Origin of the sequence: Marinobacter profundi (assembly GCF_002744715.1) — a bacterium.
GTDB classification, from domain to species: Bacteria; Pseudomonadota; Gammaproteobacteria; order Pseudomonadales; family Oleiphilaceae; genus Marinobacter; species Marinobacter profundi.
On sequence record NZ_KZ319371.1, the window covers coordinates 277218 to 292565 of the forward strand.

The following is a 15348-nucleotide window of genomic DNA, read 5'->3' on the forward strand; positions in this document are numbered from 1 at the left end:
TGAACCACCAGGAGGCGTGAGCCGAGATGGCCATCAGAAACGCATTTTATGCCCAGTCAGGCGGAGTCACCGCCGTCATTAACGCCAGTGCCTGCGGCGTAATTGAGACCGCAAGGAAGCATCCCGACCGTATCGGCAAGGTTTTCGCCGGCCGTAACGGCATCATCGGCGCCTTGCGGGAAGAACTGATCGACACCAGCCTTGAGTCGGAGGAGGCCATCCGGGCCCTCATTCACACGCCGGGCGGTGCGTTTGGCTCCTGCCGTTACAAGCTGAAGAACATCTCCGAGAACCAGCGCGAGTACGAACGGCTGATCGAGGTCTTCCGCGCCCACGATATCGGCTACTTCTTCTACAACGGGGGCGGCGACTCCCAGGACACCGCCTACAAGGTTTCCCAGATTGCCGACAAGATGGGCTACCCGATTACCTGCATCGGGGTGCCCAAGACCGTCGACAACGACCTGCCGTTCACCGACTGCTGTCCGGGCTTTGGCTCTGTCGCCAAGTACATTGCCACCTCTACCCTGGAGGCCGGTCTCGACATCAAATCGATGTGCGAATCCTCCACCAAGGTATTCATTCTCGAAGTCATGGGCCGTCATGCTGGCTGGATTGCGGCGTCTGCCGGCCTCGCCAGCAAGAGCGAAGCGGAGCCACCTCACATCATCCTGTTCCCGGAGATTCCCTTCCGCCGGGAGGCCTTCCTCGAGCGGGTTGATTTCTGCGTCAAGAACTACGGCTACTGTGTGATTGTCGCGTCCGAAGGTGCCCAGCACGAGGACGGCCGCTTCCTTGCCGATACCGGCAACAAGGACGCCTTTGGCCATACCCAACTCGGTGGCGTTGCGCCTACCCTCGCCAACATGGTCAAGCAGGCGCTGGGCTACAAGTATCACTGGGCGGTTGCCGACTACCTGCAGCGGGCTGCACGCCACATCGCCTCTGCCACCGATGTCGAGCAGGCCTACGCCGTGGGTAAGGCCGCGGTAGAAATGGCGCTGAGTGGCAAGCAGGCCGTGATGCCGATCATCGTCCGCGACCAGGCCCGGCCCTATCGCTGGCACATTGGCGAAGCGCCACTGAGCGACGTTGCCAACCAGGAAAAGAAAATGCCCATTCACTACATCCGTGATGACGGCTTTGGCATCACCCAGGATTGCCGTGACTACCTGGAGCCGCTGATTGCGGGCGAAAGCTTCCCGCCGTTCGAGGATGGCCTGCCAAAGGTGGCCAGACTGCAAAACGAGTTGACCGAAAAGAAACTGAAAACCGAATTTACCTTGTAAATTCGCTGGACCGACCAGAAAAAACGCCCCCGACCGCAAGGCCGGGGGCGTTTTGCTTTGGCCCGGGCGGGCTCAGCAAACCCGGGCGCTCACCGCAATGAGAAGCGCTTAGCCCTGCACGCCGGCGGTTTCACGATCACGGACCCAGGCACTGAACTGATCGTAGCCGCCGATATGCTGCTGACCGACCAGAATTTGCGGTACAGTCATAACCGGCTTGCCAATAATCTTTTCAATATCTGCCTTGGTCATATCCTCGGCGATCATGTCCACGAACTGGAAGTCGAACCCTTTCCGCTCGCAAAGATTCTTGGCTCCGACACAAAATCCGCATGAGTAACGGCCGTATATCGTGACGCGCTCCATAAACTACCTCCAACTAACTGAACCGGATAATCATGATGGAACGACACGGGGCCCCATCGCATTGACTGAAATCAGCCTGCATGGTGACAGACAACGGACTTGCATGAAATTTAATGGTTTGAATAACATCGATAGCCGGCGCCGATCAACCACCGGGCCAAGTGTAGGGGGCCGCCAGATCCACTTCAATCGGCACATTCCACAGCCGCCAGCAAAGCGTCACCTCCGGAGAAGCCCGTGGCCTACCTCAGCCTGTTCCTGACCGCTTTCGCGGCCGCCACACTGCTGCCCGCCTATTCCGAGGTTCTGCTCGGCGGCCTGGTGACCCAGGGCTTCTCGCTCTGGTGGCTGTGGTTCTGGGCTACCCTCGGCAACACACTCGGTTCCGTCGTCAACGGCATCATCGGCCGCCAGGTGGATCGCTTCCGCCACAAACGCTGGTTTCCGATGACCGACAAGCAACTGGAGCAGGCCCGCATCCGTTTCAACCGTTATGGCCAGTGGTCGCTGCTGCTTGGCTGGATGCCGGTTGGCGGCGATGCGCTGACCCTCATTGGCGGCATCATGCGCGTACCCTGGCTGAATTTTGTGATTCTGGTGGGGATCGGCAAGGGCATCCGCTACGCCATCGTGCTGTGGCTGGTGGTTCACGCCTCGTCGTAAAGGAATTGTCGCAGCAGCGGTTCGCCGTTGAACTCCGCGTTGAGTACCGCGATGAAGGTATAAACCCCGATCAGCTTGCGATTGAGGAAGACAAATTCCTTGGGTGGAATCCGAAAGTACCGGCTGATCGCGGAGCGGGCTGCCTGGCGGGCAACCCGGGACGGCAGATCGCTCTGCTTCCAGCGGTATTCGCCCCGGGGGTTCACGGCATAATCCGGCCAGTGACTACGATCCGGTGCCAGTGGTTCCAGCACCGACATACAGACTTCACCGAACTTGTGGAGCACGTCTTCCGGCCAGTCCCGGCTCATGAACCGCAACCGCACGCCACCTTCGATCACCTCATCGAGATCGCGCTCGTAGGACGCCCGGATCATGTGGATGACCGGGGTCAGAAAACTGTCCGGGTAGGCCTGGACAGCCCCGAAATCCAGCAACACGATCTGGTCCCGGGGTGCATCCTCGCCCGGCTCACCCGCGATGCGGATCCGGTAGTTGCCAAAATTGGGATCGGTCTGGATTTCCCCCCAGTCAAACAGTTCCCGAAAGAACAACTCCAGGGCCGCACGACCAAGTTCGCTGCGCCGCTCCAGGGGCAGCTCCCTGACCGCAACCGAACTGACCGAGTGGCCGTGCTCGAAGGTGGAGGCAATGATGTGGGCAGTGGAATACTCGCCAAGCACCCGCGGCACCACGAAGCGGGCATCATCGCGTAACAGGTTGCGGAATTTCTCGGTAGTCCGGGCCTCCAGGCGATAGTCCACCTCCCGGTGCATCATCTCGCGGACTTCCTCCAGCCAGTCGTTGAACTCGGGGCCAAAGGAGACCAGACGGGCAATCCGAAGCAGCTGGGCAACGGCGTTGAGGTCGCTGTCCACCGCATCGGCAACTCCCGGATACTGCACCTTGAGTACCAGTTCGAGACCGTCACTGATGCGTCTTGCCCGGTGCACCTGCCCCAGGGACGCAGCGCCGATCGGCTCCGGGTCCACCTCCAGTTCCGCCAGCCTTGCCGCGCCGAGCTCCTCCTGCAACACCCTCGCAATCGCCGGCCACTCCAGCGACGTGGTCTGGTCTTCCAGGGTATGCAGGGCTTCGGTGACCTCCTCCGGCAGGAAATGCTCGCCATACAACGCCATGACCTGGCCGATCTTGACCACACTGCCCTTGAGCTTGCCGAGCTCCTCCACCAGGAACTCCGCCTGGCTCGACAGCATGGCTCGATGGCGGGCATCCCGCTTGTCCTTGCTGCTTAGCCAGTTAGTCGCCATGTGTGACGCCATGCGGGTACCGGCAAACAACCCGGCCCGGGTGAGGGTAAGCCGGCGCTCGAAACTGCCGGTTTTGATCCGCGAAACCGAATTACCGCGACCCTTGGAAGCCATCAATAACCTGCTCTCGTTGGGAAATGTCTTGCCGCGCCTGACTACCTTGTCGACGCGGGGCGCTGCCAGTTCCCGCCATTATACGGTGGTCCGGCAACTCTCACCTCACTGAGCCGCCCCCGACCGGCTGGCCCGACGGCCAATGTATCAAATTCCGGACGTGATTAGCTGACGACTGGCCACGGGGAGGCAGCAGGGCGTCCTGACCACCGCACCGATATGACGCCATCGTTTACGTTTTTACACAGTTGGCAGCGTGCGAGACCGCTAAGATAACAATCGCCTGCGCCGACCGGAACCGATAACGGCCCAATCACAACAATAACGGCAATCGAGATGATCCACGATCCGCACACGACCCCGGATACCGAGCTGTCCCAGTTCCGGGTCAAAGGGGAAATCCCTGTCCCGGTACTGATTGGCTGGCTCAGCCTGGCCGCCATTCCGCTGCTGGTGTTCTTTGCCATACGCTCGCACTTGCGAGGCGATGCCCTGATCTTTGCGGTGCTGGTCACCTTCAGCGCCCTGCTCGCCAGCAATGCGCTCTGGTATCAGGTCAGCCGCAACACCACGCTGCAACGGCGGGGGTTTATCGTGCTGATCACCGTACTGTTCACCTATCTGGCGGTCAGTGCCGTGGAGGACGGATCGGCCATCATGTGGCTGTTTGCCTTCCCGCCGATCATTTTCTATATCAGTGAAGCCCGCATCGGCGTCATTGCCTGCAGCGGTGGTCTGAGCGCACTGATTCTGCTGTTCAGCCCGATCGGCGACAGTCTGTTCAACACGCCATACAGCACCAATTTTCGCCTGACCATGGTAGCGGCACTGGGATTCGAGATGGTGACCTGCTACATCCTTGACCAGAGCAGACGCCGCAGTAAACTCGGCCTGATAAGGCTGGCTGCAGACTTCGAATTTGCCGCCAAGCACGACGCCCTCACCGGGCTCGCCAACCGGCGTGAAGCCCACCATCAGCTGGACACCGAGCACCAGCGCTACCTGCGCCACTCGCGTCCGTTTTCGGTCCTGCTGATGGATATCGACCTGTTCAAGAGCGTCAATGACAACTACGGCCACCAGGCCGGCGACCTGATGATCAAACTGGTCGCCAGGGCCCTCCGGCAGCAGTGCCGCAAAATGGACACCTTGTCGCGCTGGGGTGGCGAGGAGTATCTGGTGGTGCTGCCGGAGACCGGCAACGCCGAAGCGCTCATTACCGCCGAGCGCATCCGCCAGGCAATTGCCGAGGAAGCCATTGCCTTCGAAGGCCAGCAGGTCCGCGCCACCATTTCGGCAGGGGTAGCCACAATCTGCGGGGATGAATCGGTCGACCGGATGCTGCAACGGGCGGATGAAGCCCTGTATTGCGCCAAGAGCCAGGGCCGCAACCGGGTCTGCAACTACGACACTGCTAGACCGGGTTCAGCTGTCGGCTAATGCCTGCCAGCCGTCAGTCCGGATTACCGGGTCGCCCTTGAGAGAAGCTGCCAGTGCGCCGGAAAGGCGTTCGGCAAGGTCCGCAACGCTAACCCCGGGGGCGAAGTCCGTCACCTGACACATAGGCATGTTGGCATAACCACAGGGATTGATCCGCAGGAAGGGCGCCATGTCCATCGCGACGTTCAGTGCCAGGCCATGAAACGAGCAGCCCCGCTTCACCCGCAGGCCCAGTGATGCGATTTTCGCGCCGTCCACATAGACCCCCGGAGCATCCGCCCGCGGCGCTGCGGTGACCCCCAGCTCGGCCAGCACCGTTACAATGCCCTGTTCGATGATATCCACCATGGTTCTTACGCCGACACCGGCCCGGGGCAGATCGACCATAAGGTAGACGACCAGCTGGCCGGGGCCGTGATAGGTCACCTGCCCGCCCCGATCAACCTGGATAACCGGAATATCACCTGGCGCGAGGATGTGTTCCGCCTTGCCGGCCTGGCCCTGGGTATAGACCGGCGGGTGTTCCAGGCACCAGAGTTCGTCCGGGGTATCCTTGTCCCGGGACGCGGTGAAGGCCTTCATGGCCTCCCAGGTTTCCTGGTAAGGCTGCATTCCCAGGTTACGGATCACCAGCTCGGCCATGCGTCAGAGCACCATGTGCACGCGGCCGCTGGCCTTCAGGTCTTCAAACAGGGCCTTGAGCTGAGGCTCGCCGGTAGCAACAATTTTCAGCCGCACCGAGCAGAACCGCCCCCCCCGGCTCTCATTGATGGAAATGTCGGACTCGCAGATTCCCGGGGCATGCTGCTCCACCACCGCCACCACAAACTCGGTAAAGTCCGGGGCGTGATCACCAATGACCTTGATCACATAGTCGCAGGGAAACTCGATTTTCGGGGCTTTGGGTTCACTCATTCGTCAATTCTCCGGAGGGCACAACGGCCCTCACTCAAACAGCTGGACAAAGAACAGCTTGATGCTGTCCCACAGGCGCTTGAACAGGCCGCCTTCGGGCACTTCCTGCAAGGCAAGTACCGGCTGATCCACAATCACCCGGTCGCCGAGGGTCACTTTGACCCGCCCCAGCTCATCGCCCAGTGCCACCGGCGCCTTGATCACGCTATCCAGGTCGACACTGGACTCCAGGGAGTTGCGCGACCCGCGGGGGATGGTCACATGGACATCGTCGACGACGCCTACCGGTAGCTGGTCGGCCTGACCACCCCAGATCCGGCTGCTAACCAGTTCCTGACCGGCACTGAACAAGCGCTGTGATTCGTAGTAACGGAAACCGTAGTTCAGCATTTTCTGCACTTCCTGGGCCCGTGCAGACTCGCTGCTGGTCCCCATGACCACCGCAATAAAGCGGGTATCATCGCGCTGTGCGGATGCCACCAGGCAATAGCCGGCCTCTTCGGTATGGCCGGTTTTCAGGCCATCAACGCTGTCGTCGCGCCACAGCAACATGTTCCGGTTGGGCTGGCGGATATTGTTGTAGGTAAAATGCTTTTCTTTGTAGATCGGGTAGTTCTCCGGGTAATCATTGATGATTGCCCGTGCCAGGATCGCGAGGTCGTTAGCAGTCGAATAATGGCCCTCCGCCGGTAAGCCGGTGGCATTGGCGAAACGGGTATCTTTCATGCCCAGCAGCTGGGCCTGCTGGTTCATGATATCGACAAACGCACCCTCACTGCCGGCAATAAACTCTGCCAGCGCCACCGAGGCATCGTTACCGGACTGAATGATGACGCCCTTGAGCAGGGTCTCGACACTGACCTCGGTTCCTTCACGCACAAAAGTACGCGAGCCCTCGGTTTTCCATGCCTTCACGCTGATCGGCACCATGTCGGACATGGCTATCCGGCCCTCATGCAGTTCCCGCTCGACGATGTAGGCGGTCATCATCTTGGTGAGACTGGCTGGTGGCAGCCGTTCAGCACTGTTGTTGTCCATGACGACAGCCCCGCTTCTGGGATCCATCAGGACATAGGAGCTTGCGGCAATCTGCGGCGGCGAGGGAATCAGCACGGCCTGCTGTTGTGCGGATACCGGAAAGACCGGAAGCAGCAGGACCAGGATGGTAGCGATCAGTGAGCGGATAACGAGGTTGTTTAACATGGGTCCATTCAGTTATTGGTTAATCGTCGTGAATCGTTCCACCCCCCTGATATAGGGGGCGGTGCGGAGGACTTCAATGGCTGTCCGTCAGCAACAGGGTCTGACTGTAGCCACGGGCTTCGAGGAGACGCTGGGCACGCTCGGCTTCGTCGGCATCCCGGAAGGGGCCAACCTGTACCCGATGATAACGCCCGGATGCCGTGTCCACGGACCTGACCCGGGTAGGGCTGGAGATCTGGCTCCGCACCTGGTGTGACAGCATCTCAGCCGGGTCAGGGCTGCTGAACGAACCGAGCTGCACAAATAACGCCTCGCTTCCGGCAACCGGGCTACGCCGGTCTGCCACGGCGGCAGAGTCGCCCCCCGTGCCGGGAGTGAATGGTTTGCCGGCAAGCATCATGCTGCCGTCCGGCCGGACGGTGATGGCCGCCACCTCCACCCGCGCGGTTCCCCTGCCCTGATAGCCCAGCTTCTTGGCTGCCGCGTAGGACAGGTCAATCAACCGGTCGCCGTGAAACGGGCCGCGGTCATTGACCCGGACAATCACCGAACGGCCGTTGTCGAGGTTGGTGACCCGGGCATAACCCGGGATCTGCAAGCTCTTGTGGGCCGCAGACATGGTGTACATGTCGAAGGTTTCGCCGTTGGACGTCTTGTGACCATGAAATTTCTCGCCATACCAGCTGGCGACGCCGCGCTCGACATAGCCCTCATTACTGGCCATCACGGAGTATGTTTTACCCCACACCGAATAGGGCGACTTATTACCGGCGGAACGGGGCTGTTCATAGCGGGGGACCGCGTCAGCCAGGCCGGACACATCAAAATGGCCGGACGGGGCGCGATCCTGAGTGATCGTGTAGCGGGAGGAATGGTCCGGCTCAGGTGGTGCCGAGGCACAACCTGCCAGCATTACTCCCCCCAGCAACAGCAGGATGACGAATTTGATGTTACAGGCTGAGCTTATCACGCCGCTTCAAGACTCCCCTGGCAATTCGGCTGACGAGTCCAGTAGCCTCGCCAGTTCATGCACGGCCATAGCGTACAAATGGCTGTGGTTATAACGGGTAATAACATAAAAATTATGATACGTCAGCCAAAGCTCCGGCCCTTGCTCCCCGCTGACCCTGACCGCCCGGGCCGGATCGTCGGGCTGCACCGCCGCCCCCGGTGCTATGCCGGCATCGCGGTAGGCTCTGACCGTCAGGCGTGGCCGGAGTTCCCCACCCAGCAAAGGCGACGTCTCCGGCAACCGGTCTTCGATCCGCTCCGCGACCGGTTCACCACTACGCCAGTCATGGCGGTGGAAGTAATTGGCAACACTGCCAATGGCATCAACCGGGCTGTTCAGGATATCTACCCGCCCATCGCCATCGAAGTCGACCGCATAGTTCCGGTAACTGCTGGAGATAAACTGGCCGTACCCCATGGCGCCGGCGTAGGAGCCTTTCAGACTTTCCGGGTCCAGCCCCTGCTCCCGGGTCAACAGCAAATACTGAACCAGTTCGCTGCGAAAAAACCTGCTACGCGGCGGGTAGTCAAAAGCCAGTGTTGCCAGGGCGTCAAGGACCCGATATTTGCCAGTATAGTTGCCGTACCAGGTTTCGACACCGATGATGGCGGCAACGATGTTTGCCGGCACGCCGTACTCTGCCTCCGCACGGGCAAACGCCTCCCGATACTCTGCCAGGAACTTGCGCCCCTGTGCCAGACGCTCCGGGCGGATAAAGATCTTGCGGTACTGGTGCCATTCCAGGGACTTTTCCGCCGGTCGGCTGATTGCCTCAAGAATCGCGTCCTGACGGGTGGCCGATGCCAGCAAGGCCGTTACCCGCGATGCTTCGAAACCGTAGCGATCCGTCATCTCCCCGATAAATGCCTTACCATCCGCCGAGGATTCATAACCGGCAGCGGCTGCATTCAGGGTTGCCGTGGCAAGCATCACCATGAGTCCCCACACCTTGCGACCGATCCGGTTATTCCGCCGTGCTGCCATGTCCCCGTGTGTCCTGTGTGCCGTGGGTAAAGTTCTGTGCCCGAAATCCGGGGCACCTTAGCATGGGGTTGGCGCCGCCACCATTAACCTGAGTCCACCTTTGCGGCACACAGCCGGATCAGGCCGAGATCATCCGCCGGTGGGTATGGATCGACATCAGCACCCCGAACGCAGCCAGCAGCGTCACACTCGAGGTTCCACCATAGCTGATCAGGGGCAACGGCACCCCGACCACTGGCAGGATGCCGCTGACCATGCCGATGTTGACGAAAATGTAGATGAAGAAGGTCATGGTCAGCGCGCCGGCGACCAATCGGCTGAAGGAATCCTGGGCACTTACCGCGATGTAGAGACAGCGCAGGATGATCATCAGGTAAACCGCCAACAGCACCAATATACCGACAAAGCCGAACTCCTCCGCCAGCACCGCCACGATGAAATCGGTGTGACTCTCGGGCAGGAACTCCAGGTGCGACTGGGTCCCCTGCAGCCAACCCTTGCCGTCAACGCCGCCAGAGCCGATAGCCGTCTTCGACTGGATGATATTCCAGCCCGCACCCAGCGGGTCACTCTGGGGATCCAGCAACGTCAGCACACGCTGCTTCTGGTATTCCCTCATGCCAAAGAACCACATCAACGGCGCCGCCACCGATACCAGGACCGCAAACGCGCCAATCAGCCGCCAACTGATACCCGCGAAGAAAATGACAAACAGTCCCGCCGAGCCGACCAGCAGCGACGTTCCCAGATCCGGCTGCTGGACGATGAGCCCCATGGGCAGCAGCACAATCACGAAGCCCACCAGCAGATGGCGAATCCGGGGCGGCAGATAGTGCCGCGACAAATACCAGGCCGCCATCATCGGCACCAGCAGTTTCATGATCTCCGACGGCTGGAACCGGGGCAGCCCCGGCAAAGCCAGCCAGCGCTGGGCGCCTTTGGCTCCAACCCCCACCAGCAGCACCGCAACCAGGGAAGCCAGGCCGGCAATATACAGCCACGGTGCCCAGCGGCGATAGACGGCCGGATCCAGCTGGGCAAACGCCAGCATGACTCCGAAGGCAATTGCCAGACGGACACCCTGGGACTTCACCACGGCGATGTTCTGGTCGGCCCCGCTATAGAGCACAAACAGCCCGCCTGCGACCAGGATCAGCAGCAGAAGGAGCAGCACCGGATCCAGGTGGAGCATCCCCCAGAAACCCCGGTTCGGGGTCAGGGAGCTGGCTGCGGATTTACTGGCCAGGTCACGTACCGGCATTACTCCCCTCCATCCGGTGAAGTTTCTACAATCACTTTTTCACCTTCCTCGGGGAAGCCCAGCAACCAGGCATCGAACAGGGCACGGGCGACCGGAGCTGCAGTGCCACTGCCGCTGCCCCCGTTCTCGACGATTACCGCCACCGCAATCCGGGGCTCATCCACCGGGGCGAAGCCGACAAACAAGGCGTGATCCCGCAACCGCTCCCGGATTTCCTCAGCGTCGTACTCCTCATCCTGGGCAAGACTGAACACCTGGGCGGTGCCGGTCTTGCCCGCCATCCGGTAGGATGCGCCGGTGGCGGCACGCCGCGCTGTTCCCCGGGGTCCGTGCATGACGGCTGCCATCGTGTCCACCACAAACTCCCAGTCGTCCTGGTTCTTCAGAATCAGCGGTTCGTGGCTTTCCTGCGGCAAAAACTCCTCCACCGGATGGTCACCCAGGGTATCCATCAACAAACGTGGCTCCGCCCACTGGCCACGATTGGCAATCAGCGCCGTCGCAGTTGCCAGCTGCAGCGGCGTCGCCAGCATAAAGCCCTGGCCGATGCCCATGTTGACCGAATCCCCGGGATACCAGGGTTCGTTGCGGGCTCCCCGCTTCCACTCCCGGGAGGGCAGCAGGCCACTCAGTGCACCTTTGACATCCAGGGTGGCATCTTCACCAAAGCCGAACCGGGAAAGGTACTGGTACATGGTATCCACCCCCATCCGGACCGCCGCATCATAGAAGTAGATGTCACAGGATTCAGCCATGGCATCCATCAGGTCGACCCAGCCGTGACCACCCCGCTTCCAGTCCCGGTAGCGGCGGCCACTGTCGTTGAGCTGATAGTACCCGGGGTCCCAGACCTTGCGCTGGCGATCCGTCACTCCGCTGTCCAGCGCCGCGACCGCCATCATCGGCTTGATCGTTGACCCGGGGGGGTACTGGCCGCGCAGGGCGCGGTTAAACAGGGGTTTGTCCAGGGATTCACTGAGATTCCGGTAATCCGCCACACTGATTCCGGTGACAAACTGGTTGGCATCAAAACCCGGTACACTGGCCAGCGCCAGCAAGCCGCCGCTGCCCGGCTCTATGGCAACAATGGCGCCCCGGCGGCCATCGAGCAGTTCATGGGCCAGTTTCTGCAGCCGAATGTCCAGATGCAGGCGGATATCCTCCCCCGGTATCGGATTTTCACGCTCCAGAACCCGCAAGGTCCGGCCGCGAGCATTGGTTTCCACGTGTTGGTACCCCACCTTGCCGTGAAGCAACTCCTCGTAGAACCGCTCGATACCCGACTTGCCGATGTAGTTGGTCCCGGCGTAGTTGACCGGGTCGATCCGCTGCAGCTCTTCCCGGTTAATCCGCCCGACAAAGCCCAGGGCATGGGAGGTCAGCTCACCGTAGGGATAGTAGCGCACCAGCTCGGCAGCCACTTCCACTCCGGGCAATTCGTGGCGGTGAACCGCAAGGCGGGCAATTTCGGTTTCGTCAAGATCGTACAGGAGGGGCATTTCCTGGAATGGTCGACGCGGCTCCCGCAGGCGACGGCGAAACCGCTCCATGTCCTCGTCGGAAATGGCCAGCATGTCCCGCAGCGTGGCCAGGGTCTGCTCCATGTCATCAACCCGCTCAGGCACCACGGTCACACTGAATACCGGGCGATTTTCCGCAATCAGCAGGTCATTGCGGTCATATACCAGGCCCCGGGTAGGCGCGACGGATTGTACCTGCACCCGGTTCTTGTCGGAGAGGGTGTTATAGATGTCGTGCTCGACAATCTGGAGCTGGTACATCCGCGCAATCAGCAGCCCCAGCATGGCGGTAACCACCGCCAGCATGACTACGGTACGGCGCTGGAACAGGCGCCGCTCGGCAGCAGTATCTTTCAGCTCTCCCCAGGGCATGCAGCGATCCTACGCGCGGTGATACGGATGGTTGCGGGTAATCGACCAGGCCCGGTAAAGCTGTTCTGCCAGCAGGATTCTCACCAGCGGATGGGGTAGGGTCAGTGGCGAAAGCGACCATTGCTGATCTGCCCTCGCCCGACATTCCGGTGCCAGGCCATCGGGCCCGCCAACCAGGAAACTGACATCCCGGCCATCAAGCTGCCAGCGTTCAAGCTGTTCCGCCAATTGCTCGGTCGACCAGGGCCGCCCACCCACTTCCAGCGCAACGACACGATCCCTGGCACCGGCAGCGGCCAGCACGGCCTCGCCCTCGCGCTGCATCAGCCGGGGGATATCCGGATTCTTGCCGCGGTGGGCCATGGGAATTTCGGTCAGTTCGAGGGGGAGCTCCGGCGGCATACGGCGGGCATACTCATCATAACCCTGACTGACCCAGCCGGGCATCTTCTGCCCTACACAGATCAGACGTAACCGCATGGTTATTCGCTGCCCGCGGCACCGAGGTCCGGAGCATCGCGCCAGAAGCGCTCGAGATCGTAGAACTCGCGGGTGGCAGGCATCATCACGTGTACCACAACGTCACCGAGATCAACGAGGATCCAGTCACTGACATTACCGCCTTCAACACTGGCGGTACGGACACCGTTATCCCGGGCTTCGGTAACCACCGAGTCAGCCAGGGATTTTACGTGGCGGTTGGAGGTACCGGAGGCCAGTACCATGTAATCGGTCACACTTGTCCGGTCCCGCACATCGATCACGCTGATGTCCTGTGCTTTTACATCGTCCAGTGCTTTAACGACCAGATCTTTCAGTTGCTCTGCCTGCATATTTACCCTGTTTTGCGGGCCTCCGCCGGATGGGCGGCCCGAATAGTCATGTTCAGACCGGATTGTAGCATTAAAAGTTCCGCTCAGGGCAGGAGCATTCCAAGCGATTCATCAACGGCGCAGGGGCTGGCCGGCGCCGTACAGGCCGTCCCGGCGAATGGCCTCCCAGACCACATCCGGCAACAGGTAGCGGGGCGACCGCCCGGTGCGGATCCGCTCGCGTATTCCGGTCGCCGAAATGTCCAGCAACGGCAGATCCAGCCAGAGGCAGCCGCCGCTTGGCCGGCGATGGAGTTCAGCCACCGACGCCACCCGGCGCTCGGCCAGCAGGCGAGCCGGCGCACTGTCGGGCGGCAAGCCGGGCCCGGGCCGGTCTATCACAATGATATGGGCGAGATCCGGGATTGCCTGCCAGTCCCGCCAACGGTCGAAACCCGCAAAGGCATCGGTCCCCACCACCATGGCCAGCGGCTCCCGCTCACCGAGGGTGGCGCGCAGCTGGCGCAGGGTATCGGCGGTGAAGGACGCGCCTCCCCGGACGACCTCGCGATCATCGACGTGTAATCCGGGCTCACCGCTCACCGCGAGTTCCAGCAGCCGGAGACGCTGGGCACTGCTGGTGCCGGGCGCCTCACGGTGCGGCGGAATATGACAGGGGACCATGGCAATGCCCGACACCCCCAGCCGTTCCTTCAGCTCAACCGCCAGCCGCAGGTGACCGTGGTGAACCGGGTCAAAGGTGCCGCCATAGATGACGTGCATAACCGGTCAGTCCCGGATGTGGCCGTCGCCAAACACCACGTACTTCTGGGACGTCAGCCCCTCCAGCCCGACCGGCCCGCGGGCATGGATCTTGTCGGTGGAAATGCCGATTTCTGCCCCCAGACCATACTCGAAGCCATCGGCAAATCGGGTTGAGGCGTTCACCATTACCGAGCTGGAATCCACCTCGGTAATGAATCTGCGGGCGCGGGTGTAATTCTCGGTGATGATGCTGTCGGTGTGCTGCGAGCTGTAGCGATTGATGTGCTCGATCGCCGCATCCAGGCCATCAACTACCCGGACCGCCAGGATTGGCGCCAGGTACTCCGTTTGCCAGTCCTCTTCGGTAGCCGGAACCATGTCGGCAACAATGGCGCAACTCAGTTCGCACCCCCTCAGCTCGACGCCTTTGTCGATCAGCGCCCGGGCCAGCAACGGCAGCAGGTCATCGGCAATTTCGCGGTCGACCAGCAGGGTTTCCATGGTGTTACAGGTGCCGTATCGGTGGGTTTTGGCATTGACCACCACCCGCAGCGCCTTCTCCGGATCGCCATGGGAGTCGACATAAACGTGGCAGATGCCATCGAGGTGCTTGATAACCGGCACCCGTGCATCCCGGCTGATACGCTCGATCAGCCCCTTGCCACCCCGGGGCACAATAACATCAACGTAACGGGGCATGGTGATCAGCTCACCCACCGCAGCCCGGTCGGTGGTTTTTACCACCTGGACCGCCGACTCGGGCAGCCCCGCTTCGGCCAGGCCGCGGGCAAGACACCCGGCAATGGCCTGGTTGGAGTGGATGGACTCGGAGCCACCTCGCAGAATGGCCGCATTGCCGGCCTTCAGGCACAGGCTGGCCGCCTCGACAGTCACGTTGGGCCGTGATTCGTAGATGATACCGATGACACCCAGCGGAACCCGCATCTTGCCAACCTGGATGCCGGACGGCCGGTAACGCATATCGCTGATTTCACCAATCGGATCCGGCAGCGATGCCACCTGGCGCAGCCCTTCAATCATGGCGTCAATCCGGGCGGGCGTCAGCTCCAGCCGGTCCAGCATCGCGGTATCCAGGCCGTTTTCCCGGCCCGCCGCCAGATCGCGGGCATTAGCCGCAACCAGCTCGTCGCGGGCAGCATCCAGCGCCTCGGCCGTGGCCAGCAGGGCCCGGTTGCGAACCGCTGTAGTCGACCGTGCCACAACGGCAGACGCCTGCCTTGCCTGCTGTCCCACTTCCGCCATGTAAGCTGCAATGTCCATCTCAATACCTTTCTGAAGACCGTCAGTGATAAGCAAATCGGGCACCTACTTTACCTTTCCCCGTTCAAGTACGCACCTCA

General features: G+C 61.3%; 16 protein-coding genes. 3 read left to right on the forward strand and 13 right to left on the reverse strand.

All coding sequences use genetic code 11. The features are described from left to right. Nucleotides 1-26: 26 nt before the first annotated feature. A complete protein-coding gene (locus tag CLH61_RS11605; protein WP_099614894.1) occupies nucleotides 27-1289 on the forward strand; it encodes a 6-phosphofructokinase in 1263 nt (420 codons plus the stop codon). A 108-nt stretch (nucleotides 1290-1397) separates the two neighbouring features. On the opposite strand, the gene CLH61_RS11610 is transcribed toward CLH61_RS11605, so the two are convergent. Beyond that, nucleotides 1398-1655: a GrxA family glutaredoxin gene (locus CLH61_RS11610; RefSeq protein ID WP_099614895.1), complete on the reverse strand. Its 258-nt coding sequence runs from the start codon at nucleotides 1653-1655 to the stop codon at nucleotides 1398-1400. 237 nt (nucleotides 1656-1892) lie between these two features. On the opposite strand from CLH61_RS11610, the gene CLH61_RS11615 reads away from it, so the two are divergent. Next, nucleotides 1893-2318, forward strand: a complete 426-nt coding sequence (locus tag CLH61_RS11615; RefSeq protein WP_099614896.1) for a YqaA family protein — start codon at nucleotides 1893-1895, stop codon at nucleotides 2316-2318. Here CLH61_RS11615 and CLH61_RS11620 read toward each other — a convergent pair. After that, on the reverse strand, nucleotides 2303-3703 hold the full coding sequence (locus CLH61_RS11620) for an ABC1 kinase family protein (RefSeq protein ID WP_099614897.1): 1401 nt from the start codon (nucleotides 3701-3703) through the stop codon (nucleotides 2303-2305). The two genes, CLH61_RS11615 and CLH61_RS11620, sit on opposite strands and share 16 nt — an antisense overlap. A gap of 336 nt (nucleotides 3704-4039) precedes the next feature. Between CLH61_RS11620 and CLH61_RS11625 the strand changes: the two genes are divergently transcribed. Further along, complete coding sequence (locus CLH61_RS11625; protein ID WP_099614898.1) at nucleotides 4040-5143, forward strand: GGDEF domain-containing protein; 1104 nt, start codon at nucleotides 4040-4042, stop codon at nucleotides 5141-5143. On the opposite strand, the gene lipB is transcribed toward CLH61_RS11625, so the two are convergent. The 11 genes from lipB to CLH61_RS11680 form a co-directional block, all read right to left on the reverse strand. Then, entirely contained in the window at nucleotides 5129-5785 is a 657-nt protein-coding gene (gene lipB / locus CLH61_RS11630) for a lipoyl(octanoyl) transferase LipB (RefSeq protein ID WP_099614899.1), read from the reverse strand. The genes CLH61_RS11625 and lipB overlap by 15 nt on opposite strands. A 3-nt stretch (nucleotides 5786-5788) precedes the next feature. Further along, nucleotides 5789-6058: an HP0495 family protein gene (locus CLH61_RS11635; RefSeq protein WP_099614900.1), complete on the reverse strand. Its 270-nt coding sequence runs from the start codon at nucleotides 6056-6058 to the stop codon at nucleotides 5789-5791. 30 nt (nucleotides 6059-6088) lie between these two features. Further along, nucleotides 6089-7261, reverse strand: a complete 1173-nt coding sequence (locus tag CLH61_RS11640; RefSeq protein WP_099614901.1) for a D-alanyl-D-alanine carboxypeptidase family protein — start codon at nucleotides 7259-7261, stop codon at nucleotides 6089-6091. A gap of 73 nt (nucleotides 7262-7334) precedes the next feature. Then, on the reverse strand, nucleotides 7335-8174 hold the full coding sequence (locus CLH61_RS11645) for a septal ring lytic transglycosylase RlpA family protein (protein ID WP_099614986.1): 840 nt from the start codon (nucleotides 8172-8174) through the stop codon (nucleotides 7335-7337). A gap of 63 nt (nucleotides 8175-8237) precedes the next feature. After that, nucleotides 8238-9257 (reverse strand): lytic murein transglycosylase B, encoded by a 1020-nt coding sequence (gene mltB / locus CLH61_RS11650; RefSeq protein ID WP_228152624.1) that lies wholly within the window; start codon nucleotides 9255-9257, stop codon nucleotides 8238-8240. A gap of 118 nt (nucleotides 9258-9375) precedes the next feature. Next, nucleotides 9376-10449, reverse strand: coding sequence for a rod shape-determining protein RodA (rodA, locus tag CLH61_RS11655; protein ID WP_407657578.1), 1074 nt, complete (start codon nucleotides 10447-10449; stop codon nucleotides 9376-9378). Between the two features lie 68 nt (nucleotides 10450-10517). Next, the gene (gene mrdA, locus CLH61_RS11660) at nucleotides 10518-12410 is read right to left on the reverse strand and encodes a penicillin-binding protein 2 (RefSeq protein ID WP_099614903.1); all 1893 of its coding nucleotides are present in this window, start codon (nucleotides 12408-12410) and stop codon (nucleotides 10518-10520) included. A 9-nt stretch (nucleotides 12411-12419) separates the two neighbouring features. Continuing rightward, complete coding sequence (rlmH, locus tag CLH61_RS11665; RefSeq protein ID WP_099614904.1) at nucleotides 12420-12890, reverse strand: 23S rRNA (pseudouridine(1915)-N(3))-methyltransferase RlmH; 471 nt, start codon at nucleotides 12888-12890, stop codon at nucleotides 12420-12422. A 2-nt stretch (nucleotides 12891-12892) separates the two neighbouring features. Beyond that, nucleotides 12893-13243, reverse strand: coding sequence for a ribosome silencing factor (gene rsfS / locus CLH61_RS11670; RefSeq protein ID WP_099614905.1), 351 nt, complete (start codon nucleotides 13241-13243; stop codon nucleotides 12893-12895). 111 nt (nucleotides 13244-13354) lie between these two features. Beyond that, a complete protein-coding gene (gene nadD, locus CLH61_RS11675) occupies nucleotides 13355-14005 on the reverse strand; it encodes a nicotinate-nucleotide adenylyltransferase (RefSeq protein ID WP_099614906.1) in 651 nt (216 codons plus the stop codon). Between the two features lie 6 nt (nucleotides 14006-14011). Next, on the reverse strand, nucleotides 14012-15268 hold the full coding sequence (locus tag CLH61_RS11680) for a glutamate-5-semialdehyde dehydrogenase (protein WP_099614988.1): 1257 nt from the start codon (nucleotides 15266-15268) through the stop codon (nucleotides 14012-14014). Between the last annotated feature and the right edge of the window lie 80 nt (nucleotides 15269-15348).